Genomic DNA, 22,135 nt, shown 5'->3' on the forward strand with positions numbered 1-22,135 from the left:
ATTTTCCCTTCAGCGGATGCCGGGTGACAGGATTAGTTGGATGGATGTGAATTTTGTTAGTTAACATAATATACATCGTATCTAGTCGCGCAGCGCATCGGGGCAAGGCGGTTTGACCCGGACACCCGCGCCCAGCTTGCCTCCCGCTTCGTCACCCTGTACAGAAACCTCGGCTGGAATCAGGCCACCTGCGCGAAGAATCTTCACACATCAGCCAGCGGACATTACATAACTGGGAAACCGGCCGGCACGACATCCCGTACACGGCCTATCGGCTGCTGCGGCTGCTGAACCGGATGGAGCTACCGGTGAGGCCTGGCGGGCTGGGCTAGCGCAAACCGCTACCATCCAAGCCATGACCATTCCTGCACCGGCAACTCCCTCTGCATCCACCATCCATTTCGGCCACCAAGGTCGGGTTTGCATCGTCACTGGCGGCGCACAAGGCATTGGCGAGGCCTGCGTCCGCCGTTTTGCGATCGAAGGCGCCAAGCCGGTGATTGTGGATGTGGACGATGCGCGCGGACAGGCGCTGGCGCAGGAACTGGGCGCGCTGTATGTACATTGCGATGTGGGTGACAAGGCCCAGGTGCACGCCCTGGTGGCCCAGACTCTGGCGGCCCATGGCCGCATCGACGTGCTGGTGAACAATGCGGGTATCTTCCGCGCTGCGGACTTCCTGGACGTGACCGAGGCCGACTTTGATGCCGTGCTGCGGGTCAACCTCAAGGGCTCGTTCCTGGTCGGTCAGGCGGTGGCGCGGGCCATGGCGGCACAAAATGACGGTTGTGGCGGTGGCTCCATCGTCAACATGAGCTCGGTCAACGGTGTGCTGACCATTCCTAATATTGCCAGCTACAACGTGAGCAAGGGCGGCGTGAACCAGCTCACACGCGTGATGGCGCTGGCGCTGGCCGACAAGAACATCCGCGTGAACGCCGTGGCGCCCGGCACCATCGCCACCGAGCTGGCCGCCAAGGCCGTTCTGACCAGCGACGAGGCCAAACACAAGATCATGAGCCGCACGCCCATGAAGCGGCTGGGCGAGCCATCGGAGATTGCCGATGTGGTGGCCTGGCTGGCCAGCGATGCCGCCAGCTATGTGACCGGCGAGATCGTGACCGTGGACGGTGGGCGCATGACGCTGAACTACACCGTTCCGGTTTGAATGCGCGGCCAGCCCACCGGGCCAAACCATGCGCCGCCCGCAATCGCCCAGGCGTTGACCGCGCCGTACAGCACCAGCGCTGCGGCTTGAGCGGCGAACACCGCCGCCAAACCGCCGCCCCAGTGCAGCGCCAGCCAGCCGCCGGTCACCGCAACAGCCAGGCGCACGATGTTGCCGATGACGGGCCAGAGGAGGCGCCCTGCCCCTTGCGAGGCAAAGTACAGAACCAGGCCCAGGCCAAAAAATCCATAGACAGGGCCCACGGTGCGCAGATACAGCGCACCCGCCTCCAGCATGGCCGGCTCGTTGTTAAACAGCGACAACCACGCGTTGGGAAACGTTGCCGCCCACAGGCCAATCGCCTCGGCCATCACAAACGCCATGGCTGCGCCGATCCAGGTGGCGCGTAGCGCCCGCTCGCGCTGGCCCGCGCCGATGCAGGTACCCACCATGGCCACCAGCGGTGCACCCAGGCCAAAGACCAGTGGCACCAGGAGATATTCCAGCCGGGACGCCGTGCCGTAGCCCGCAATGGCTACCGTGCCAAAGCCGCCCACCAGCGCGGTGGTGACGCCAATCGCCAGGTTGGTGGCGACGGTAGAGACCATGCCCACCAGCCCGACCCGCAGGATGTCCTTGAACAAGACCCAGCGAAACCGGATGTGCGCCAACGACGGCCGCAGCAGGCTGCGCGGCGACCACAGGTACACCGCCAGCACCACGCTGCCGACCAGGTAGTACGCCATCAGCGCGATGGCCCCGCCGGCGATGCCCAGGCCGGGCATGGGGCCCCAGCCAAAGATGAACAGCGGCGACAGCGGCACCAGCACGAAGGCACCCAGCACCGTGACATAGGCAGGCACGGCCATGTTGCCCGTGCCCCGGATCACGGCAGACAGCGTGTTGAACAGCCACACCAGAAACGCACCGGCAAACACCCAGCTGGAATAGACCAGTGCCGCATCCAGCGCGCCACCCGTGCCGCCCATGCGGGTGTAGAGCCAGCGCCCTCCTCCCACCACGCCCACCGTGAAGACCAGCGAGAAAACCGCCGCTATGGCCAGCGCATGCAGCACCAGCGCATCGGCATCGTCACGCCGCCGGGCGCCCAAAGCGCGGGCAATGGCCGACGCAATGCCGCCGCCCATGGCCCCGGCGGAGGTCATCTGCATCAGCATGACCACCGGAAACACCAGCGCCATGCCCGCCAGTGCGTCGGTGCCCAGTTGGCCGACAAAGTAGGTTTCGATGAGCCCGACGCCCGCCTGTGCCAGCATCACCAGCACATTGGGTGCCGCCAGTCGCAGCAGCGTGGGCGCAATTGGCGCCTCCAACAGCATGCGGGTGCGGGGGGTGAGGCCGTCAGTCACAGGACAGACCCCGTTGCAGGAGAACAGGCCTGGCACGCATCAGTCAGCATGGCCATGCGCTTGTACGGGTAACGCCGCCAGCAGATCCATGGATTCGTCCACCAGCGCATGCAATGCCATCACGCGCTCCACGCCCAGTGTTTCATTCAGCGCGAGTTGTGCGGCCTTCCAGTGGCGCTGCGCCTCGGCGCGTTTGTCGCGGCCGGTGTCGGTGATGTGGGCCAGGCGGCTGCGGGCATCGGCGCCCGCTTCCAGCGTGACCCAACCGGCATCCACCAGCGGGCGCAGGTTGCGCGTCAACGTCGAGGCGTCCATCTTCATAGCCACCGCCAGGTCGCCCGGGCGGATCGGGCCCAGCTTGAGCACGTGCGACAGCAGCGAATACTGCGTGGTCTTGAGCCCGCATTGGGCCATTTCGGCGTCGTAGTGGTTGGCCACGCGGCGCATCAGCTGGCGCAGCTTGAAGTTGGTGCAGCCCTGCGGCAGCACGGGGGCCAGGGGCGATGGTTCGGCTTGCATGGATTTCATTGTATCTGCAATAATTGCATATGCAACTCATGTGTTTCAACCACACCACCGGCCCGTACACCCCATGACCCAGCACAACCACCTTGAACACTGGCTCGCGCAGGAGCGCGACATCCTTGCCACACTGGATGCAGGCCCCGGCCCGGGTGTGGCCCGCCGTGACCAGATTGCCCACCTGACCGGCCTGCAGCAAATGCAAGCCATGCTGCGTGGCGAACTGCCCTATGCCGCCATTGCCAAGACGCTGGACTTTTTGATCGTGGACGTGGGCGAAGGTACGGCCACCTTCCAGGGCACGCCCCGCGTGGAGCACTTCAACCCCATGGGCACCGTGCACGGGGGCTGGTTTGCCACCCTGCTCGATTCGGCCCTGGGCTGCGCCGTGCACACGCGCATGGAGCCCGGGCGTGGCTACACCACGGCCGAGCTGGGCATCAACCTGGTCAAGGCCATCACACCCAAGGTGCAGCGCGTGCGCGCCGAGGGCCGCGTGATCCACGCGGGCCGCCAGTTGGCCACGGCCGAAGCGCGCCTGGTGGGGCCCGACGGCACGCTTTACGCCCACGCCACCACCACCTGCCTCGTTTTCGACTTGCCGGCACAATCGAAGGCATGAAATTCCTCCACACCATGCTGCGCGTTGGCAACCTTCAACGCTCGATTGATTTCTACACCCAGGTGCTGGGCATGCAACTGCTGCGCCAGTCCGAGAACCCCGAGTACAAATACTCGCTGGCGTTTCTGGGCTTCGAGGGCGGCAATCCCGGCCAGGCCGAGATCGAGCTGACCTACAACTGGGGCGTGGAAAGCTACGAGATGGGTACGGCCTACGGCCACATCGCACTGGGCGTTCCGGATGCCTATGCCGCGTGCGAGAAGATCAAGGCCTCGGGCGGCAACGTGACGCGCGAAGCAGGCCCGGTCAAGGGCGGCACCACGGTGATCGCGTTTGTAACGGACCCCGATGGCTACAAGATTGAGCTGATCCAGCGCGCCGAGGGCACGGGCGGCGCTGGTTTGCGCTAATCCTTCACTATCAAATAAATAGCTGGTAGCGCTTTACCCATAAAAGATAGCGGCATTTTTATCCATAAAAAAACCCGGCAATGCCGGGTTTTTTTCAACGCAAGCGCTCGGTCACTGGGCGCTCAGTGCCACTTCCACACGACGGGCTTCGGCGTTGCTGCCGCTGGCGGTGGTTTCCTCGGGCTTCTTCAGTTCGATCTTGTCTTCCGCCACGCCCAGGGCCTTGAGCGCGTCGCGCACGGCAAAGGCGCGTTGCTTGGCCAGCTCGACATTCAGTGCGGCATCGCCCGTGGCATCGTGGAATCCCGAAACCACAGCCGTCTTGCCTTCGGACACACCCTTGACCACATCGGCCAGGGCTTCGTTGGCACCCGTGGCCAGGTCGGCCTTGGCGCTGGCAAAGTAGAACTTCACCACGCCGTTTTCCACGCGCACGCTGGCGCCGTCGGTGGCCGCTGCGTCAGCGGCAGGTGCTGCTGGCGCGTTGCTAGCTATTGCGGTTGCAGCGGGCTTGGGTGCTGTCGAGCCGCCCACGCGCTTGACCACCACGGTGCCCACGACCACGGAAATCAGCAGTGCAATCAGCGCAATCAGGAAACCGAGGGCAAAACGTTCTTGGCTGTCGTCGTCAGACATGGGAAATCCTCGTAAAAATGGTGGTGCCAGTGGCGCGCAACCCGCAAGGCGGCGCACCCGGCCTGTTGAAACAAAGCCTTGAATTGTAGAGTGAACGCATGACGAATCTGCCCGCCCCCCTGCGAGATCCGGCACCCATGCTGGAGCGCGCCCTGATGGACTGGGGTGGCCACGAGGATCTGTGGGTGTTTGGCTATGGCTCGCTCATCTGGCGCCCGGATTTTGACTACGCAGAGCGCAGAGCCGCCAAGGTGCACGGCTGGCACCGCGCACTCAAGATGTGGAGCCGCGTCAACCGGGGCACGCCCGAATGCCCGGGCCTGGTGTTTGGCATGCTCTCGGGCGGTAGCTGCCGGGGCATGGTATTCCGTGTGGACAAGGCGCATGCCCCGCAGGTCCTGACCAACCTGTGGCAGCGCGAGATGGTCACCGCCGTGTACGACCCGCGCTGGCTGGCCTGCCAGACCCCGCACGGCCCTGTGCGCGCCCTCGCCTTCACCCTGTCGCGCAAGAGCCCCAATCACACCGGCGTGCTGCCCGACCACGAATACCGCCGCATTTTCGAGCAGGCCAGCGGGCGCTTTGGCACCACGCGCGACTATGCGCAGACCACCCATGACGAGTTGCTCCGGCATGGCATCCAGGACCAGGCCCTGGCCCGTCTGATTGCACTGACACACCGTCGGTGCTGAACCCAGGCCTCCCTCGATAAGGGGCTCTGGCGCCGTTGCATCCGCCGGGGATGGCAGTTGTAGTTCTTTACCGCCAGATGGAGAATGCGCCACGGGGCACGATGGCGCTGGCTGGCGGCGCCTGTGGCAGGTACCCCAGCCTGTGAGTGCCGGTGCTTACCGTCAACCTTCTTCAGGAGTCTCAGGCATGTCCTTGCAAACCGTTTTTATATCGGCCGCCCTGGTGGCCTCTTTGGCGGGCTGCGCCGCCTATTCCGCGGGTCCGAGCGCCACCGCCCAACTCCAACCCACGCGCGGCAACACCGCAGCCGGCACGGTGACGTTTGTCCAGTCGGGCGAGGTGGTCAAAGTGTCGGGCACCATCAAAGGCCTCAAGCCGGGCGCCGAACATGGTTTTCATATTCATGAAAAAGGCGACTGCTCCAGCGGCGACGGCATGGGCACCGGCGGCCACTTCAACCCGGGCGGCAAGCCGCACGGCCACCATGGCATGGGCGAGCACCACACGGGTGACCTGCCCAGCCTCAAGGCCGATGCCGATGGCGTGGCGACGTTCCGCTTTGAATCGCGCACGATACGCGTGGGCAGCAGCGCCAACGACATCGTCGGCAAGGGCCTGATCGTGCACCGCGACCCCGATGACTACCAGACCCAGCCCACCGGCAATGCAGGTCCGCGCCTGGCCTGCGCCGTGATCACGGCAAAGTAAACGCACCGCTACGGGCGCGCTGCCAGCAACTGCGCGGCGCGCTCCAAGTCCTGCACGGTGTCCACGTCGGTCACCGCGCCCACGTCTTCCACATCCATCCACCGCACCATGCCCTGCTGTGCCTGCTGGCGCACCACGCTCGCGGCGCCCTGCTCGCCCGCCAGGGCCAGCAGCCCGGACAGGCATGGCGCCGCAAAACCCACGGGGTGGCCGCGCTCACCCTGGTGCACCGGCACCGCCACGGCGCAGTCCGCCAGGGCGGCGGCGATTGCGCGCAGGGTGTCGGGCTGGACCAGCGGCAGATCCCCGGGCAGCACCAGCCAGCCGGGGGCACCTGCCGTGGCGCGCACCGCTGCGGCAATCGAATCACCCATGCCGGGGTGGCCTGCATCCTCCAGATGCCAGGGCAAGCCACTGGCGTGCACGGCGGCCAGCGTGTGCTCCAGCACCGTTCGCCCCGCCAGCGGTGCGCGCAGCTTGTGCACGACGCCGCCCGATGCGGCAAAGCGCTCGCCCCGACCCGAGGCCAGTACCAGCACCACGGGCTGCGCAACGGAGGGGGGGCGGTTTTCTCCTGCCATCACGCCAGCTTGAACGGCAGCTCGCGCGGCGTCTTGCCCGTGATCTGGGCAATGGCGTTGGCAAACGCCGGCGCCAGCGGTGGCAGGCCGGGTTCACCCATGCCGGTGGGTGGGTCGGCGCTGGGCACGATGTGCACGGTCACCTGTGGCATGTCGGTGATGCGCGGCACGGCGTAGTCGCCAAAGTTGCTCTGTTCCACCACACCGTCCTTGAGGGTGATGGCGGCGCCCGGCAGGCACATGCCCAGGCCCATCAGCGCGGCGCCTTGCACCTGGGCTTCCACGCTTTTCGGGTTGACCGCCAGGTTGCAGTGCACGCCGGCGGTAATGCTGTGCAATTTGGGTGTGCCGTCTTTCACCGAGGCCTCGACCACATAGGCCACCACGGAACTGAACGACTCGTGCACCGCCACGCCCCAGGCGCGGCCGGCGGCCAGCTTTTTCTTGCCATAGCCCGACTGGGCCACGGCCAGTTGCAGCGCTGCCTTGTGGCGCGGGTGCTTGTCGCCCATCAGGGCCAGGCGGTAGGCCACGGGGTCTTGCTTTGCCGCCCGGGCCACTTCGTCGATCAGCGTCTCCATGGCGTAGGCCGTGTGGGTGGAGCCCACGCTGCGCCACCAGAGCACGGGCACGTTCACATCGGGGTGGTGCACCGACAGCTTCATGGGCACGCCGTAGGGCTCTTTCATGCCCTCGACGGCTGTTGCGTCGATGCCGTTCTTGACCATGAAAGCCTCGAACGGCGAGCCCTTGGTGATGGACTGGCCGACGATGGTGTGGTCCCACGCCAAAATCCTGCCCTTGGCGTCAAAGCCGATCTCGGCGCGGTGCACATGCATGGGGCGGTAGTAGCCGCCCTGGATGTCGTCCTCGCGGCTCCACAGGGTGCGCACCGGCGCGCTGAGGCCCGCCGTGCGCGCCGCCTTGGCCACGCCGCAGGCCTCGACCACGTAGTCGCTGGTGGGGATGGCGCGGCGGCCAAAGCCGCCACCGGCCATCTGCGTATTGACCTTGACGTTTTGCGGCTGCAGGCCCAGCGTCTTGGCGGCGGCCATCGCGTCCAGGCCGGGCATCTGTGTGCCCATCCACAGTTCGGCCTTGTCGCCGTCCAGCTTCACGGTGCAGTTGAGCGGCTCCATCGGCGCATGCGCCAGGTAGGGGAAGACGAACTCGGCGCTGATCTTGTGGGGCGCGCCCGCCAGCGGGGCCATGTCGGCCTGCAGGGCCACGTTGCCCGGCTTGGCGGCCAGTTCGCGGTACTGCGCCAGCAGCGCTTTGGTGTCGGGCTTGCCGACCGCGCTGGTGTCCCATTCCACCTTGAGGGCGTCGCGCCCCTGCTTGGCGGGCCAGTAGCCGTCGGCCACGATGGCCACGCCCTCGCCGCCCCGGTCGGTGGGCACGCGCAGCACGGCCTTTACGCCCTTGATGGCTTTGGCGGCGCTGTCGTCCAGCGACTTCACCTTGCCGCCAAACACGGGCGGGCGGGCCACCACGGCCGTCAGCATGCCGGGCAGACGCACGTCGATGCCGTAGTCCTGCTGGCCGCTCGACTTGGCCTTGGCATCCAGGCGCCCGGTGGGTTTGCCGATCAGGCGGAACTGCTTGGGGTCCTTCAAGGTGACCTTTTCGGGCACGGGCTGCTGCATGGCGGCTTCGGCCAGCGCGCCGTAGCCCAGCTTCTTGCCGCCAGGACCGACGACAAAGCCGTTGCTGGTGCGCAGCGCCGAAGCATTCACGCCCCACTGCGCGGCAGCCGCCGAGACCAGCATGGCGCGGGTGCGCGCGCCCAGTTCGCGGTACTGGGTGTAGGAATTCTTGATGGAGTTGGAGCCACCCGTGAGGTGCATGCCCATCATCGGGTCGGCATAGGCCGCGCTGGCATCGCCGTGCACGCTGCGCACCTTGCTCCAGTCGGCATCCAGCTCCTCGGCCAGGATCATGGGCAGGCCGGTTTGCACGCCCTGGCCAAAGTCCAGGCGGTTGATGGTGACTGTGACCGTGCCATCGGCGTCGATACGCACGAAGGCCGAGGGCTGCTCGAACGGCTTGAGGCCTGCGGGAGCAGCGACATGGCCCTGCGCGCCCGCCACCAGCGGAAACGCGCCCAGTGCAAAACCCGAAGCGGCAGATACCTTGAGGAAGGTGCGGCGCGCCACGCCTTCCAGCGCATCGGATACTCCTGAATTCGTAGCTTCTTGCGCTTTATCCATCAACGCCTGAAGGTGTTTTGGCATGAAAAAATGGGCCTGACTTTGCAGGGCATGAGCGTCGAAGTGCATGGTGTTCTCCTTCCATCAGGCCAGGGTCTTGGCCGCGTCGTGAATGGCGGCGCGGATGCGCACATAGGTGCCGCAGCGGCACATATTGCCCGCCATGGCGGCGTCGATGTCGGCGTCGGTGGGTTTCTTCTTGCCTTGGAGCAGCGCGGTGGCGCTCATGATCTGGCCGCTCTGGCAGTAGCCGCATTGCGCCACATCGTGCTTCACCCAGGCCGCGTGCACGGCCTTGCCCACCTTGTCGCTGGCCGTGACGGCCTCGATAGTGGTGATCTTCTGGCCCGCAGCCGCCGAAATCGGCGTGACGCAGGAGCGGATGGGCGCGCCGTTCAGGTGCACCGTGCAGGCACCGCACAAAGCCTGGCCGCAGCCAAACTTGGTGCCGGTCAGGCCCAGCGTGTCGCGCAGGGCCCAGAGTATGGGGGTGGATTCGTCGGCATCCACAGCCATGTCTTTGCCGTTGATATTCAGGGTGGGCATCGTGGGTTCTCCTGGGGGAAAGAGGGAATTCATGGGCGCACGAACGGGGCCGCACAAAGGGCTGCACAAAGGGCCGTGCAATCAACCCGTGCGGCACGTTACGCCTTCCGTGCATCCCTGCGCGCGCACAAGGTTACTTGGCGCACCGACAGGGCCGCCCGATGGCACCCGGGCGTGCACAATCGTACCCATGACCACCTCCATTGCCGACCTTCGCAAGAGCTACGAGCGCGCCGAACTCAACGAAGACGCCTCGCACCCCGCCCCCCTGCAGCAGTTTGACCAGTGGCTGAAAGAAGCCATCAGCGCCGAAGTGCCCGAGCCCAATGCCATGACCGTGGCCACCGTGGGCAGCGACCTGCGCCCCAGCACGCGCGTGGTGCTCATCAAGGGCTACGACGAACGCGGCATCGTCTGGTTCACCAACTACGACAGCCGCAAGGGCCGCCAGATCGCCGGCAACCCCCATGTGGCCTTGCAGTTCCACTGGGTGGAGCTGGAGCGCGTGGTGCGCATCGAGGGTGTGGTGGAAAAGGTCAGCGACGCGGAAAGCGACGAATACTTTGCCAGCCGCCCGCTCGACTCGCGCATCGGCGCCTGGGCCAGCCCGCAAAGCCAGGTGATCTCTGGCCGTGGCGTGCTGGTGGCCAATGCCGCCAAATATGGTGCGCAGTTCATGCTCAAGCCCCCGCGCCCGCCGCACTGGGGGGGCTACCGCTTGAAGCCCGAGCAGTGGGAGTTCTGGCAGGGCCGCAAAAGCCGCCTGCACGACCGCCTGCGCTACCGGCTGGACGCTGGCGAGTGGGTACGGGAGCGCTTGGCGCCCTGAGCTGGTTTACAAACGGGCCGCCAGCAGCAGCGCCACCGGTACCGTGACCAGCGCCAGCGCGGTGGACACCGCAATGCTGGCGGTGACTTCATCCTGCGCCACCCCGTAGCGCTGGGTGAACAGGAACACATTGGCGCCCACGGGCAGCGCCGCCGCCGACACCATCACGGCCAGCGACAGCCCCGACAAACCCAGCGCCCAGCCCAGTGCGCCCAGCACCAGCGGATGCACGATGTTCTTGACCAGGGCAATGCGCAGCGCGGCCTTGAAATGCGTGCCCACGGTGCTGAAAGCCAGCGTGACCCCCACCAGCAGCAGTGCCAGCGGCCCCAGCGCCTGCCCCAGCAACTGCAGCGGCTTGCCAACCACCTCGGGCACCACCAGCCCGGTCTGCGCGAACAGCAGCCCGGCAATGATGGGCAGCGGCACGGGGTGCACGATGCCATTGCCCATGGCCTGCAGCACTGTGCGCAGCATGGAGTGCTGAGGGCCGTCGCCCGAACGGGCACGTTCGCGCGCGGCGGCCAGCTCGAACACCACCGTGGCGGCGGTCAGCAAAATCAGGGCGTGCACCGAGATCAGCGTGAACAGCGTGACCAGCCCGGCCTCGCCAAACACCAGCCCCACCAGCGGCACGCCGATCATGATGGTGTTGCTGAAGGTGTGGGCCAGGCCGCGCGCCGCCGCCAGGCTGCTGAAGCCCTGTACCACCAGCGTGGCGGCAAAGATCAGCCCGGCGGCGGCGAAATACACGGCCACGGGGCCAAAGTCGAGGTCCTGCACCTGCACGGTGCTCATGGTGCGAAACAGCAGCGCGGGCGTGAGCACCATGAACACGAGGTTGGACAGATCCTTGACCGAAGCGGCCCGGATCCAGCCGCGCCGTCCCGCAAAAAAACCCAGCGCAATGAACAGGATGACAGGAACCAGGGACGTGAAGACGGGAGAGTTCAAGGTAGGACGGGCGCAGTGCGCAAAGAGCCGAGGAGAAAGCCCGGCACCCTGGCGCCGGAACTACTTTTTTGATAGCTGATGGTGCTTTCCCATCCAGCGCCAGCGGCTATTTTGTCTTAGAAATCACAGCCATGCGGCCAACAGCGCGCCCCCCGCACCGCAGGCCAGCACCACCGCCCAGGGCGGCGCGCGCCAGAACACCAGCGCCACAAAGGCGGCCAGCGCCAGGCCAAAGTCGGCGCCGCCGTGGATGGCGCTGGTCCACACCGGGTGGTACAGCGCCGCCAGCAGCAGTCCCACCACGGCGGCATTCACGCCCGCCAGCACCGCTTGCGCATGCGGGCTGCGCCGCAGGGGCTCCCAGAACGGCAGGGCGCCCGCCACCAGCAGAAACGAGGGCACAAATATCGCCACCAGGCACACCGCCGCCCCCAGCCAACCGCCCGGCCAGACCTGCATGGACGCGCCCAGAAATGCCGCAAACGTGAACAGCGGCCCCGGCACCGCCTGCGTGGCGCCGTAGCCGGCCAAAAATGCATCGGCCGACACCCAGCCCGGCCCCACCACCTCGGCCTGCAGCAGCGGCAGCACCACATGGCCTCCGCCAAACACCAGCGCACCCACACGGTAGAACGCATCCACCATGGCCAGCAGCGAACCGGGCCACAGGCGCACGGCCAGCGGCAGCAGCACCAGCAGCGCCGCAAATGCCACCAGCAGCACCGCCCCGGTGCGCCGGCGCAGTGGCACATGCAGGCCATCCGGCGCGCCGATGGCCGGTTCTGGCGCTGCCGCCCTGCCCCGCCCAAACAGCCACCAGCCGGCCGCGCCCGCGGCCAGCATCACGCCCACCTGGCCCCACACGCCAGGCACCAGCAGCACCGCGCAGCAGGCCAGCGCCATCAATGTGACCCGCGCCCGCCCCGCGCACAGGCTGCGCGCCATGCCCCATACCGCCTGCGCCACCACGGCCACCGCCACCACCTTGAGCCCGTGCAGGGCACCTGCCGGCAACACGGCATACCCGCCCGCCAGGCCTGCGCCGAACAAGGCCAGCACCAGCGCCGATGGCAGCGTGAACCCCAGCCACGCGGCCAGCGCGCCGGGCATACCCGCCCGCATCAGGCCCAGCGCCATGCCCACCTGGCTGCTGGCCGGGCCGGGCAGAAACTGGCACAGCGCCACCAGATCGGCATAGCTGCGCTCGGTCAGCCACTGGCGGCGCTGCACGAGTTCATCACGAAAGTAGCCCAGGTGCGCCACCGGACCACCAAACGAGGTCAGGCCCAGGCGCAAAAAGATCCAGAACACCTGCCATGCAGAGGTGGGGTCACCGCCGGTGCTGCGTTGCGGCATGGGACGGGCCGGCGCGCTCAAGCCGCCACCTGGACCGTCTCGATCCGGCTCCTGCCGTTTTTCTTGGCCGCATAAAGTTGCTGGTCCACCGCCTCGATGAAACGGGAGGGCTTGATGTGTTCGCCTGGCGTGATGGTGCCAACCCCGATGCTGACGGTGACGCGCTGGTCCAGCGGAGATTGCGCGTGCGCTATCGCCTGCTTCTGAATCAGCCGCTGGCAGCGTTCGGCAACTTTCAAGGCCACCGCGGCGTCGGCTTGCGGCAGCAGCACGACAAACTCTTCGCCGCCAAAACGCGCAACCAGGTCGCGCGGGCCGTCCAGCGCCAGGCTCAGCGTTTGCGCAATCTCGATCAGGCACTGGTCGCCGCGCACATGGCCGTAGAGATCGTTGTATTGCTTGAAAAAATCGATGTCGAACAAGAGGATGGACAGGGGCTGCCCGTTGCTGCGTGCGCTTTCCCATTCCACTTCGAGGCTGGCATCAAACCGGCGCCGGTTGGCAATGTTCGTCAACCCGTCCTTGAATGACAGCGTCTCCAGTTCTTTTTGCAGAACCAGCAACTTCTCTTCGGTCTTCTTGCGTTCGCTGATGTCGAACATGAAGCCAATCAGCGCGTCGGGTTCGCCCTTGTCGTTGCGCACCACATGCACCACATCGCGCAGCCAGACATAGCCGTTGTCCTTGGTCAGCGCCCGGTAGTCGGCCTCGTGATCGATTCCGGCCTGCGACTGGGCCACGCAGAAATTCACCACGTAGTCGCGGTCCTCGGGGTGCATGCGCGCCGCCCAGTCTTCCACGGTCATCCAGCTTTGCGGGCTCCAGCCCAGCAGCGCTTCGATCTGGGGGCCGATGTAGGCAAACTTCTTGGTCGCCCAGTCGATCTTCCACGGAATGGCCTTGGTCGATTCCAGAAGGGTTCTGTAAACCGCGTCGTCGTTGCTGAGGTCACTCACGTCGGACATGCTCCATCCCTCCGGGGTCAATGTTGCTGAAATTATTGCTTACTGAGGTGACGGCATCACACAAGCCCTGCTTCGGTCGATTTCAGGGTGCAAGGGGCTCGCCCCCAGCCACATGCCGCTGCGCAGGCCCTCGGGCCGTTCGCGCGACCACACCTGCGCGCTGGCCTCCCAGGTTTCCTGCTGCACATTCAGCCCGGCATACACGCCATAGCCCGGGCCCGCGCAGATCTCGCCGCCTGCACACAGGCTTTCGCCGGCCTTGATCGCGCCCTGGGTGTGAATGCACTCGCCCGCCTTGATGCCCCAGCCCGCCTCCAGGTGCGCCACACCGGTGATGGCCCCGCCCACCACAATGCCCTGCCCCACCCGCAGGCTCTCGGCACCGGTCAGGTGGCCGCCCACGCGCAGGCCCTTGCCGCACTCCACCAGGCCATGCGCGATGAGGTCCTGCCCCACGAAGCCGCCACCCTTGAGCTGCAATGCGCCGTGGCACACCACATCCCACCCGGCCCGCAGGTCGCCAGCGCAGGCGATGCCGCCCTCGGCCTCCACGCCCCAATCGGCGCGCACATCACCGCCGGCCTGCAGCGTGCCCTGGCTGATGATGCTGCCCGACACGCGAATGTCTTCCCCTGCCACGATGGCGCGCCCCGCACGCAGCCCGCCGCCCGCCCGGATCGAGCGTCCGGCCTGGATCACCGTGGCCACGTCGATGGAGCCGCGCACCTCTACCGTGCCGGCAAACACAATGGCCTCGGCCTCCAGCGCATCCACCGCCAGCACCGCACTGGTCGGCCCGAACTGCGCCAGCAGCCAGCAGGCATCTTCTACGCGCCCAGCGTTGACCAGGGTGTCCAGCGCTTCCTGGTAGCCCGTGCCGTCCTCCACATTCCGGCTGAACCACCGAAACCCGTCCGCACAAGGGCTTTTGGCCCGCAGAAATTTCTTGGTGAATTCCATGGCCATCACTCCGTGCGCAGCGCAGCGGCTGCAACGAAAAGCGCGACGGGCATGGCGCATGAGGCGCAGGTGAACGTCTGGCCACCGGCAAGGTCCTGGGGGAACATGGATGCATCTCCTGAAGGAGCGGCCCGGCGTGCACTACAAAGCCACCGGCCGCCATCGCGCTGGGCGGGTGCCCGGCGATGGATGTTCTGCGCAGATGTGAGGGAAAGAAGGTTTATCGCCGGGCAAAGGAATGTGCGACCGGCTTGTAAGGCCAGATCTCACGCACCACGGCGCCCCCGCCCACGCACAGGCAGCCGCGCAGCGGGCCGGTGTGGAACATGGACGGGGAGTGGGAAGGCATGGGGGCGGATGGTATCAGTGCGGGGGTATCGCACTGGAATAGGTGGGTTTGCAGGGGTGTGAGCGGAGCGCCATGTGCTGCGATTGGCTGTTACGGCGTGAGGGGAAGCAGCCAGGAGCAGGCCGTCAATGGATTCGACAATGGGTTTCCTGAACCGGCAGCATCTCATGCTTCAGCGGCCACGGATCTTTGGTATTGACTCGGATGGCAAGAGATAAGATAAAGAACCCGAATAACGAGGACCAACGATGAAACAGCTTTTAGGGATTTTGGCAGTGGTGAGTACTTTGCTGAGCGGGTGTGCGGTGTACACGCCGAGCGGCGCGGTTGTAGTGGATAGCCCGCGCGGTGGGGGGAACTTCTGTCCACCTGGGCAGGCAAAGAAAGGCAATTGCTGAGAATTCAGCCCCCACAAAAATCCCGCATTTGCGGGTTTTTTGTTGAACCAACGAAAACAAGCTTGTGAAATCAAGCTATTGCTCAGGCGTTGTTCAACTTTCGGCTTGTGGCTGGAGTTGCCTCCCCACCCACTGCTGCTGGAGACGCCGCTGAACTCGGTCAATTCCTGAATCACGAGTAGCCTTCCGCCCCATACGATTTCCTGACGCAGGCGGCGTTAGGCTCCTGCCATGGGCAATAACAATCTCTCGCGCACCATCCTCGCCCTGCTGGCCTGGACCATCGCCTGGATCGGGATGGTCGGGCTGGAAAGCCGGCTGGACCTGGCCAACCTGTCCATGCTGCTGGTGCTGGCCTCGGCGCTGTCCGCCCTTTGGCTGCCCAGTTGGGCCAGCCTGGTGGCCAGCGCAGTGGCAGTAATGGCCTTCAACTGGTTCTTTGTTCCGCCAAGGCTGACCTTCTCCGTGGATCTGCGCCAGAACGCGCTGCTGCTGGTGGCCCTGCTGCTGGTGAACTGGATCATCGCAGGCTTGGTCATTCGCCAGCGCCGTCTGGTCGAGGCCGCGCGCACGGTGGCAGCACGGGAAGCGCGATTGCGCCAGTGGGGCGACATTTTGCGCGATGCCGGGGACCCGGCCGCCCATGCTGCGGCGCTGCGCACAGCTCTGCAGGAAGCCACCGGGAGCGCGGTGGCGGTGTCGGTGCTGCGCGCGTTGGACAGCCAAGCGGATGACACTGCGGCCCTGCAGGTGGGTGAGCCGAACGACGAACAGCGCGCCGGCTTGGCCCTGTGTGTGCGCGATGGGCGTGCCATGGGCGCCGGCAGTGGCCGTTACGACGGGCTGCCCGACGCCTACCTGCCCCTGCGCGGCCGTGGCGTCACCCTGGGGGCTGCATTGATCACGGGCTTGGCCCGTCACCCGCAGGGGCACGAACTGCGCCCCCACCTGCAGGCGCTGTGCGACCAAATGGGCAGCGCCCTGCACCGCTCGCTGATGGCGGCGCAGGAGCAGCAGGCGCGCGATCAGGCCCAGCTGCAAGCCACCCGCAACGCCCTGCTGGCGGCCATCTCGCACGACTACCGCACGCCTCTGGCCTCCATCATGAGTGCAGCCTCTGCCCTGCAGGAACAGGGCGAGCGCATGGACAATGCACAGCGCCAGCTGCTTGCCGCCGGCATCGTCGAAGAAAGCGAGCGACTTGCGCAGCTGACCGACAACACCCTGCAGCTGGCGCGGCTGGATACACCGGCGGTGCAGTTGCGCTGTGACTGGGAGTCAGCGGAAGAGATCGTCGGCGCTGTGCTGCGACGCGCCCGGCGCCGGCCCGAGGGTGCCCGCGTGCGCGCCAGGGTGGAACCCGGTCTGCCCCTGCTATGGTGCGACGCAACCCTGGTATCGCAGCTGCTGGACAACCTGCTGGACAACGGCCTGAAGTACAGCCCGGCTGATACGCAAGTGGAACTGCACGCTGCGAGCGATGGGGAGCACGCGGTGCTAGCCGTGAGCGACCAGGGACCAGGCATCGCACCCGCTTGGCGCGAGAAAGTGTTCGAAGTCTTCCAGCGCGGCGAAATGGGGGCAGCGGGGCCCCATGCGGACGCTGGTCGCGGTGCCGGCGTGGGCCTGGCCGTGTGCCGTGCCATCGCCCGCGCACACCAGGGCGAGCTGCTTTTGCGCCCGGGCGCCGAAGGCGGCTGCCGCTTCGAATGCAGACTACCGCTGCACGGGGAGAGCCCGCCGCCACAGTCGGCACCGACGCCCCAGGAGACCCCGCCATGAGCCATCGCGTCCTGCTGGTGGAGGATGACCGGGTGCTGCGCAGCGCGCTGCGCGAGGCACTGACCATCGAGGGTTATGCATTGCAGACCGCGGCCAGCCTGACCGACGCTCGGGCACAGCTACAGCACGCGCCGCACGGTGAGACCATTGACTTGGTGCTGCTGGATCTGGGCCTGCCCGATGGCGAGGGCCAGGCGCTGCTGGCCGAGTTGCGCCGCAGCAGCAACATGCCCGTCATCGTGATTTCGGCCCGCGAGTCCGAGGGGCAGAAGATTCGCCTGCTGGACGAAGGCGCCGACGATTACTTGGTCAAGCCTTTCGGCATCGGCGAGCTGCTGGCGCGCATGCGCGTGGCCCTGCGCCGCAGCGGCCGCGCCAGCGAGCCGGCGCTGCTGCACTACCGCCACGGCCCACTCGCAGTGGACCTGAAGGCCCGCCGCGTGCGGCTGGCCGATGCCGACGTTCGGCTCACCCCCACCGAATACGCCCTGCTCGCACGACTGGTACGCCAGGCCGGCCAGGTGGTCACGCATCGCCATCTGCTGGCGGACGTGTGGGGCGCCGAGCACACTGAACAAACCCATTACCTGCGCCTGTACATGGGCCAGCTACGCGCCAAGCTGGAGGCCGACAGTGCCGACCCGCAGCACCTGCTGACCGAGCCCGGGGTGGGCTACCGGCTCGCCGAGCCAGACCCCACAGACTGAGGGCAACTCGGGTTGCTTATGCAATCCTGATGTGTGGTGGTGCATCGTGGCAGCCTTGTGCATCCACAGAACCTCCATGCAGCTCCCCGACACCCCCCCCCTGCCCAGTACGGCTTCCCACACAGGCCGCAAGCAGGGCCTCGCAGCCCTCACGCTGGCCGCCATCGGCGTCGTCTATGGCGACATTGGCACCAGCCCTCTTTACACCGTCAAGGAGATCTTTGCGCCGCACACCGGCGTGCCGCTGGACGCACCGCACCTGATCGGCGCGGTCTCCACCATCATCTGGGCACTGATGCTGGTGGTTACGCTCAAGTACGTGATCTTGATCCTGCGCGCCGACAACCACGGTGAAGGGGGTGGCCTGGCGCTGACCGCGCTCGCCGCCCGCGCGGTGGAGCAGCGTCCCGCCTTGCGCCGCGGTCTGCTGCTCCTGGGCGTGTTCGGCGCCACGCTGTTCTATGGCGACAGCCTGATCACCCCGGCCATCTCGGTGCTGGGCGCGATGGAAGGATTGGAGGTCCTGACCCCGGCGCTCACGCCCTGGGTGGTGCCGGCCACGGTGGCCGTCCTGATAGGGCTGTTCCTCATGCAACGGTTCGGCACGGCGGTGGTTGGCCGATTTTTCGGACCGATCATCGTGCTGTGGTTCATCGTGCTGGGCGCCGTGGGCGCCTGGCACATCGCGCAGGAGCCCGCCATCCTGGCGGCCTTGAACCCGCTGCACGCCTGGGAATTCCTGTCCGGCCGCGGCTGGCAGGTCTTCGCAGCGGTGGGCGCCATTGTGCTGGCGCTGACGGGCGCCGAGGCACTGTATGCCGACATGGGCCACTTCGGCCGCAGGCCGATCCAGATCGCGTGGACAAGCTTGGTGCTGCCTGGCCTGGCGCTGAACTACCTGGGCCAGGGGGCGCTGCTGATAGGCGACCCCTCGGCGATCCAGAACCCCTTCTATCGCCAGTTCCCCGAAGCCTGGCTGCCACCAGCGCTGGTATTGGCCACGCTGGCCGCCATCATCGCCTCGCAAGCCGTCATCTCCGGTGCTTACTCGCTGACCAAGCAGGCGATCCAGCTGGGCTTTCTGCCGCGCATGCGGGTGCGCTACACCAGCGCGCGCGAAATGGGCCAGATCTACATGCCGGGCGTCAACTGGGCTCTGCTGGCCGGCGTGCTGGCAGTGGTGCTGTTCTTTCGCAGCTCTTCTGCGCTGGCCAGCGCCTACGGCATCGCGGTGACGCTGACCATGATGATCACCACCGTGCTGACTTACTTCGTGGTGCGCGAAGGCTGGCGCATGCCGGCACCGGTCGCCATCGGCGCCACTGCGTTCTTCCTGGCCATCGACGCGCTGCTGGTCGCCGGCTGCGCCATCAAGTTCCTCGACGGCGGCTGGTTTCCGCTCACCTTGGGCCTGGCGCTGTTCGTGCTGATGAGCACCTGGCGGCGGGGGCGTGAACTGCTGATGGACAGCATCCGCCGCGACGGGCTTTCGCTGCAGGACTTCATCGCCCAACTCGATCCCCGCAGCCTGAACCGCGCCGAACGCACCGCCGTGTACGCCGTGGCCGATCCCGACACCGTGCCGCAAGCCCTGCTGCACAACCTCAAGCACAACCAGGTGCTGCATGCGCGCAATGTGATCCTCACGGTGCGATTCCACGATGTTCCCTGGATACCGATGGAGCGCCGGGTGGACGTGCAGGCTCTGGACCACGGTTTCTGGCGGGTGCAGGTGAACTACGGCTTCATGAACACGCCCGACATACCGAAGGCGCTGGAGCTGACCGCCTCGCACGGGCTGGCGGTGCCGCTGTTCGAGACCAGCTACTTCCTCAGCCGCGAGACCGTGGTGCCCACGCCAGGCAGCGGCATGGCGAACTGGCGTGAAAAGCTGTTCGCCACCATGAGCCACAACGCTGGCGGCGTGGTGGAGTTCTTCCGCCTGCCGGGCAATGCCGTGGTGGAGCTTGGAACGCGGGTGCCGATATGACGGCCGGGTGAGGGTGTAATTGAGACCTGGGCCAAGGTTGTAGCAATCTGGTCAGCAGGTCGCATAAGCTGTCATCGTCGCGAGGATAAATTTTCCTGAACCCGCCGACAATCTGCTCTGGTGACCACATTGTCCGCAACTTGTCCGATAGGCCCTGCGCGGTTTACAGACGAGCAATAGGGAGCCGAAGGGACGATGAGAAAAAATATTCTGAGCGCACTGTCTCCATTCCGAAGTGTCCGGGCCCGTTTCTCGGTGGCCATGGGTGTGCTTGGTCTGGTGTTTGGTCTGTTGCTCACGGGCATCATCGGCTGGCGGACCGAGAGGGATCTACGGGTCGCGGCGCATGACGGCCTTTATTCCATTGCCTCTAGGATTGCGCACCGACTCAATGAGGACCTGGCCAACCGCCACCGCGAAGTGGCAATGATGGCAGACCTGTTGAACAGCAAGCTGTTATCGCCTGATTCCATCGGGCAGATGATTGATGGACTCAAGGGCCGTCAGCCGGTCTACGCTTGGATTGGCCTCGCAGACAGGCAGGGCGTGGTGTTGGCTGCTACGGACGGCCTGTTGCTCGGACAGAACGTCAGTACAAGGCCCTGGTTCAACATGGCTCTGTCGGGCGGGTTTGTGGGTGATCCGCACGAAGCCAAGCTGCTGGCACCGCACATGAAACCCGGAGCGAATGGTGAGCCCACCAGATTTGTCGATGTGGCAGTGCCCTTGCTCGATCAAAACCAGCAAGTGGTGGGGGTTCTGGGGGCCCACTTGTATTGGGACTGGGTCAACAGTGTGGTGCGCAACTCCATCGATCAGCTCGATCGCCTGCGCTCTGTGGAGGTGTTGATTGCGCACAAGAACGGCCACTGGCTGCTGACGCCGCGCCAAGGGATAGCAGCCGACCTGTCTGCGTTGAAAGCCGGGAATGCCAACGGTGAATATGTGATGGCCCGCGAAAGGGTGTCGCCTGTGGCCAGCACCAGCGGTCTGGATTGGACCATCGTCGTCATGGAAGACGCCAAGTACGCCCATGCGGCTATCCGCGAGAGCCGCACCTTCATGCTGCTGTTTGCGGCTGCGCTGGCGGGGACGTTTGCGGCGCTTACTTGGGTGGTCGGTGGCAAGGTGGCCCAGCCAATCGTCAAGCTGGCGCGTGCCACCCAGAATCAGGCGGCATTTGCCGATTACGCCAAAGAGTCCAGCCAGGGCGAAGGCACCGATGAGACGCGCGCGCTGGGCCAGTTCATGCACCAGCTCGCCCACTACGATTCGCTCACCGGCCTGTCCAACCGGAAGGAATTCACAGACCGCATCGGCCAAGCGATGGCGCGCACTGCCTCCACCCACTCTCGCAGTGCGCTGCTGCTGCTTAACATCGACAATTTTGGTATTTTCAACAACATCAAAGGCTACGAAGCCGGCGACCAGATGCTGATTGCCGTAGCCCAGCGACTGCGCGGCCTGCTGGAAGAAGACACAGCGCTGTCTCGCATCAATGGCGACGAATTTGTGATCGTGCTGGAAGGTCTGGGGCGTGAGACGGCACATGCCGTGGCCCAGGCGCAGGCTGTTGCAAACCGACTGCTGCTCAGTTTCGACACGCCGTTTGCCCTGGAAATCGGCACCTACAGCACGCACGCCTCCATAGGCCTCTACCTGATCACACCTGAGCCGCGGCGAGTGAGTGATGCCATTTTGTACGCCGAGCTGGCAATGCGTGAAGCCAAACGACTGGGCAGGAACCAGATCGCGGTGTTCACGGACAGCATGCATGCCCAGCTGGCGGCGCAGGTCAAGTTGAAAGAAGATTTGACGGCGGGCATTCCGAGCCAATTGGTTCTTCTGTATCAACCGCAGGTGGACCGGGAGGGCAAGGTCGAAGGCGCAGAACTGCTGGTGCGCTGGCGTCACCCGGAGAAGGGCCTGGTATCGCCGGCGCTGTTCATTCCCGTAGCGGAAGAAACGGGGCTGATCATGTCTGTCGGCCGTTGGGTGATGGAGAACGCCTGCCAGCAGATCAAACGCTGGGAAGGTGACCCGCGGCTACAGCATCTGCTGCTGTCGGTGAACGTCAGTGCCAGGGAGTTTGCCTCCAAGGACTACGTCTCGCAGGTTGGCAGCATCCTGGCCGAAACGGGTGCCAATCCTGCCCGACTCAAGCTGGAATTGACCGAGAGCGCCTTGGCCACTGATATCGAAGATGTCATCTCCAAGATGTATCAACTCAAACAGATGGGCCTGACTTTCTCGCTGGACGATTTCGGCACCGGTTTCTCATCGCTGAGCTACCTCAGACGCAGGGCCTGTCCGAATTTCTGTGTGTGAGGCTCATTGAACCTTCACCGATTTCGTGAAGCTGGTTGACTATCTTACGTG

At 65.6% G+C, this 22,135-nt stretch carries 22 protein-coding genes; 10 read left to right on the forward strand and 12 right to left on the reverse strand.

Going from position 1 to position 22,135, the window contains the following annotated elements:
* The first annotated feature begins 355 nt into the window (after positions 1-355).
* Entirely contained in the window at positions 356-1,168 is an 813-nt protein-coding gene (locus AC1RDS_RS16715) for an SDR family NAD(P)-dependent oxidoreductase (protein WP_092699051.1), read from the forward strand.
* Here the strand turns inward: AC1RDS_RS16715 and AC1RDS_RS16720 are convergent.
* Both AC1RDS_RS16720 and AC1RDS_RS16725 read right to left on the reverse strand, forming a co-directional pair.
* The gene (locus tag AC1RDS_RS16720) at positions 1,150-2,508 is read right to left on the reverse strand and encodes an MATE family efflux transporter (RefSeq protein WP_092699053.1); all 1,359 of its coding nucleotides are present in this window, start codon (positions 2,506-2,508) and stop codon (positions 1,150-1,152) included. The genes AC1RDS_RS16715 and AC1RDS_RS16720 overlap by 19 nt on opposite strands.
* A gap of 69 nt (positions 2,509-2,577) precedes the next feature.
* Positions 2,578-3,057, reverse strand: coding sequence for a MarR family winged helix-turn-helix transcriptional regulator (locus AC1RDS_RS16725; protein WP_348682334.1), 480 nt, complete (start codon positions 3,055-3,057; stop codon positions 2,578-2,580).
* Between the two features lie 73 nt (positions 3,058-3,130).
* Here AC1RDS_RS16725 and AC1RDS_RS16730 point away from each other — a divergent pair, with 73 nt between their 5' ends.
* Together AC1RDS_RS16730 and gloA are read left to right on the forward strand one after the other, a co-directional pair.
* Entirely contained in the window at positions 3,131-3,682 is a 552-nt protein-coding gene (locus AC1RDS_RS16730; RefSeq protein ID WP_092699055.1) for a PaaI family thioesterase, read from the forward strand.
* A complete protein-coding gene (gene gloA / locus AC1RDS_RS16735; protein WP_026437733.1) occupies positions 3,679-4,092 on the forward strand; it encodes a lactoylglutathione lyase in 414 nt (137 codons plus the stop codon). The genes AC1RDS_RS16730 and gloA overlap by 4 nt, the downstream gene beginning before the upstream one ends.
* A gap of 111 nt (positions 4,093-4,203) precedes the next feature.
* Here gloA and AC1RDS_RS16740 read toward each other — a convergent pair whose 3' ends face one another.
* Entirely contained in the window at positions 4,204-4,728 is a 525-nt protein-coding gene (locus tag AC1RDS_RS16740) for an OmpA family protein (protein WP_348682333.1), read from the reverse strand.
* A 98-nt stretch (positions 4,729-4,826) separates the two neighbouring features.
* Between AC1RDS_RS16740 and AC1RDS_RS16745 the strand changes: the two genes are divergently transcribed.
* Both AC1RDS_RS16745 and AC1RDS_RS16750 read left to right on the forward strand, forming a co-directional pair.
* Positions 4,827-5,420 carry a gamma-glutamylcyclotransferase gene (locus AC1RDS_RS16745; protein WP_092699059.1) on the forward strand — a complete coding sequence of 198 codons (594 nt, stop codon included), beginning with the start codon at positions 4,827-4,829 and terminating at the stop codon, positions 5,418-5,420.
* A gap of 187 nt (positions 5,421-5,607) precedes the next feature.
* Complete coding sequence (locus tag AC1RDS_RS16750; protein WP_092699061.1) at positions 5,608-6,129, forward strand: superoxide dismutase family protein; 522 nt, start codon at positions 5,608-5,610, stop codon at positions 6,127-6,129.
* Positions 6,130-6,137: 8 nt separating this feature from the next.
* On the opposite strand, the gene AC1RDS_RS16755 is transcribed toward AC1RDS_RS16750, so the two are convergent.
* The 3 genes from AC1RDS_RS16755 to AC1RDS_RS16765 are packed head-to-tail and all read right to left on the reverse strand — an operon-like array spanning position 6,138 to position 9,466.
* A complete protein-coding gene (locus AC1RDS_RS16755) occupies positions 6,138-6,710 on the reverse strand; it encodes a nucleotidyltransferase family protein (protein ID WP_092699063.1) in 573 nt (190 codons plus the stop codon).
* A complete protein-coding gene (locus AC1RDS_RS16760; protein WP_092699065.1) occupies positions 6,710-8,989 on the reverse strand; it encodes a xanthine dehydrogenase family protein molybdopterin-binding subunit in 2,280 nt (759 codons plus the stop codon). The genes AC1RDS_RS16755 and AC1RDS_RS16760 overlap by 1 nt, the downstream gene beginning before the upstream one ends.
* 15 nt (positions 8,990-9,004) lie before the next feature.
* Entirely contained in the window at positions 9,005-9,466 is a 462-nt protein-coding gene (locus AC1RDS_RS16765; protein WP_092699067.1) for a (2Fe-2S)-binding protein, read from the reverse strand.
* 190 nt (positions 9,467-9,656) lie between these two features.
* Between AC1RDS_RS16765 and pdxH the strand changes: the two genes are divergently transcribed.
* The gene (gene pdxH, locus AC1RDS_RS16770; protein ID WP_287877993.1) at positions 9,657-10,295 is read left to right on the forward strand and encodes a pyridoxamine 5'-phosphate oxidase; all 639 of its coding nucleotides are present in this window, start codon (positions 9,657-9,659) and stop codon (positions 10,293-10,295) included.
* A 6-nt stretch (positions 10,296-10,301) separates the two neighbouring features.
* On the opposite strand, the gene AC1RDS_RS16775 is transcribed toward pdxH, so the two are convergent.
* From AC1RDS_RS16775 to AC1RDS_RS16800, 6 genes are all read right to left on the reverse strand, one after another.
* The gene (locus AC1RDS_RS16775; RefSeq protein ID WP_092699071.1) at positions 10,302-11,249 is read right to left on the reverse strand and encodes an AEC family transporter; all 948 of its coding nucleotides are present in this window, start codon (positions 11,247-11,249) and stop codon (positions 10,302-10,304) included.
* Positions 11,250-11,372: 123 nt separating this feature from the next.
* Complete coding sequence (chrA, locus tag AC1RDS_RS16780) at positions 11,373-12,605, reverse strand: chromate efflux transporter (RefSeq protein WP_092699073.1); 1,233 nt, start codon at positions 12,603-12,605, stop codon at positions 11,373-11,375.
* 17 nt (positions 12,606-12,622) lie between these two features.
* Entirely contained in the window at positions 12,623-13,570 is a 948-nt protein-coding gene (locus AC1RDS_RS16785) for a sensor domain-containing diguanylate cyclase (RefSeq protein WP_348682331.1), read from the reverse strand.
* Between the two features lie 39 nt (positions 13,571-13,609).
* Complete coding sequence (locus AC1RDS_RS16790) at positions 13,610-14,530, reverse strand: hypothetical protein (protein WP_348682330.1); 921 nt, start codon at positions 14,528-14,530, stop codon at positions 13,610-13,612.
* Positions 14,531-14,750: 220 nt separating this feature from the next.
* Positions 14,751-14,879 (reverse strand): hypothetical protein, encoded by a 129-nt coding sequence (locus AC1RDS_RS16795; protein WP_348682328.1) that lies wholly within the window; start codon positions 14,877-14,879, stop codon positions 14,751-14,753.
* A 172-nt stretch (positions 14,880-15,051) separates the two neighbouring features.
* Positions 15,052-15,453: a hypothetical protein gene (locus AC1RDS_RS16800; RefSeq protein WP_348682347.1), complete on the reverse strand. Its 402-nt coding sequence runs from the start codon at positions 15,451-15,453 to the stop codon at positions 15,052-15,054.
* Positions 15,454-15,508: 55 nt separating this feature from the next.
* On the opposite strand from AC1RDS_RS16800, the gene AC1RDS_RS16805 reads away from it, so the two are divergent.
* From AC1RDS_RS16805 to AC1RDS_RS16820, 4 genes are all read left to right on the forward strand, one after another.
* Positions 15,509-17,059 carry a sensor histidine kinase gene (locus AC1RDS_RS16805; protein WP_348682327.1) on the forward strand — a complete coding sequence of 517 codons (1,551 nt, stop codon included), beginning with the start codon at positions 15,509-15,511 and terminating at the stop codon, positions 17,057-17,059.
* Complete coding sequence (locus AC1RDS_RS16810) at positions 17,056-17,766, forward strand: response regulator (protein ID WP_287877984.1); 711 nt, start codon at positions 17,056-17,058, stop codon at positions 17,764-17,766. Before AC1RDS_RS16805 ends, AC1RDS_RS16810 begins: the two co-directional genes overlap by 4 nt.
* 76 nt (positions 17,767-17,842) lie before the next feature.
* Positions 17,843-19,756, forward strand: coding sequence for a potassium transporter Kup (locus tag AC1RDS_RS16815; protein WP_348682326.1), 1,914 nt, complete (start codon positions 17,843-17,845; stop codon positions 19,754-19,756).
* A 195-nt stretch (positions 19,757-19,951) separates the two neighbouring features.
* Positions 19,952-22,084: a putative bifunctional diguanylate cyclase/phosphodiesterase gene (locus AC1RDS_RS16820; RefSeq protein WP_348682325.1), complete on the forward strand. Its 2,133-nt coding sequence runs from the start codon at positions 19,952-19,954 to the stop codon at positions 22,082-22,084.
* Positions 22,085-22,135: the final 51 nt, after the last annotated feature.

The sequence above is a fragment of the Acidovorax sp. GW823-FHT02H02 genome (assembly GCF_058797075.1).

What these genes read in the sequence shown, in the direction of transcription:
- AC1RDS_RS16765 (WP_092699067.1), bottom strand. Translation starts at nt 9,466, where the DNA reads ATGCCCACCCTGAATATCAACGGCAAAGACATGGCTGTGGATGCCGAC.
- AC1RDS_RS16745 (WP_092699059.1), top strand. Translation starts at nt 4,827, where the DNA reads ATGACGAATCTGCCCGCCCCCCTGCGAGATCCGGCACCCATGCTGGAG.
- AC1RDS_RS16725 (WP_348682334.1), bottom strand. Translation starts at nt 3,057, where the DNA reads ATGCAAGCCGAACCATCGCCCCTGGCCCCCGTGCTGCCGCAGGGCTGC.
- AC1RDS_RS16820 (WP_348682325.1), top strand. Translation starts at nt 19,952, where the DNA reads ATGAGAAAAAATATTCTGAGCGCACTGTCTCCATTCCGAAGTGTCCGG.
- AC1RDS_RS16805 (WP_348682327.1), top strand. Translation starts at nt 15,509, where the DNA reads ATGGGCAATAACAATCTCTCGCGCACCATCCTCGCCCTGCTGGCCTGG.
- AC1RDS_RS16730 (WP_092699055.1), top strand. Translation starts at nt 3,131, where the DNA reads ATGACCCAGCACAACCACCTTGAACACTGGCTCGCGCAGGAGCGCGAC.
- AC1RDS_RS16750 (WP_092699061.1), top strand. Translation starts at nt 5,608, where the DNA reads ATGTCCTTGCAAACCGTTTTTATATCGGCCGCCCTGGTGGCCTCTTTG.
- AC1RDS_RS16795 (WP_348682328.1), bottom strand. Translation starts at nt 14,879, where the DNA reads ATGCCTTCCCACTCCCCGTCCATGTTCCACACCGGCCCGCTGCGCGGC.
- AC1RDS_RS16790 (WP_348682330.1), bottom strand. Translation starts at nt 14,530, where the DNA reads ATGGAATTCACCAAGAAATTTCTGCGGGCCAAAAGCCCTTGTGCGGAC.
- gloA (WP_026437733.1), top strand. Translation starts at nt 3,679, where the DNA reads ATGAAATTCCTCCACACCATGCTGCGCGTTGGCAACCTTCAACGCTCG.
- AC1RDS_RS16715 (WP_092699051.1), top strand. Translation starts at nt 356, where the DNA reads ATGACCATTCCTGCACCGGCAACTCCCTCTGCATCCACCATCCATTTC.
- AC1RDS_RS16785 (WP_348682331.1), bottom strand. Translation starts at nt 13,570, where the DNA reads ATGTCCGACGTGAGTGACCTCAGCAACGACGACGCGGTTTACAGAACC.
- AC1RDS_RS16755 (WP_092699063.1), bottom strand. Translation starts at nt 6,710, where the DNA reads ATGGCAGGAGAAAACCGCCCCCCCTCCGTTGCGCAGCCCGTGGTGCTG.
- pdxH (WP_287877993.1), top strand. Translation starts at nt 9,657, where the DNA reads ATGACCACCTCCATTGCCGACCTTCGCAAGAGCTACGAGCGCGCCGAA.
- chrA (WP_092699073.1), bottom strand. Translation starts at nt 12,605, where the DNA reads ATGCCGCAACGCAGCACCGGCGGTGACCCCACCTCTGCATGGCAGGTG.
- AC1RDS_RS16720 (WP_092699053.1), bottom strand. Translation starts at nt 2,508, where the DNA reads ATGCTGTTGGAGGCGCCAATTGCGCCCACGCTGCTGCGACTGGCGGCA.
- AC1RDS_RS16815 (WP_348682326.1), top strand. Translation starts at nt 17,843, where the DNA reads ATGCAGCTCCCCGACACCCCCCCCCTGCCCAGTACGGCTTCCCACACA.
- AC1RDS_RS16740 (WP_348682333.1), bottom strand. Translation starts at nt 4,728, where the DNA reads ATGTCTGACGACGACAGCCAAGAACGTTTTGCCCTCGGTTTCCTGATT.
- AC1RDS_RS16810 (WP_287877984.1), top strand. Translation starts at nt 17,056, where the DNA reads ATGAGCCATCGCGTCCTGCTGGTGGAGGATGACCGGGTGCTGCGCAGC.
- AC1RDS_RS16760 (WP_092699065.1), bottom strand. Translation starts at nt 8,989, where the DNA reads ATGCACTTCGACGCTCATGCCCTGCAAAGTCAGGCCCATTTTTTCATG.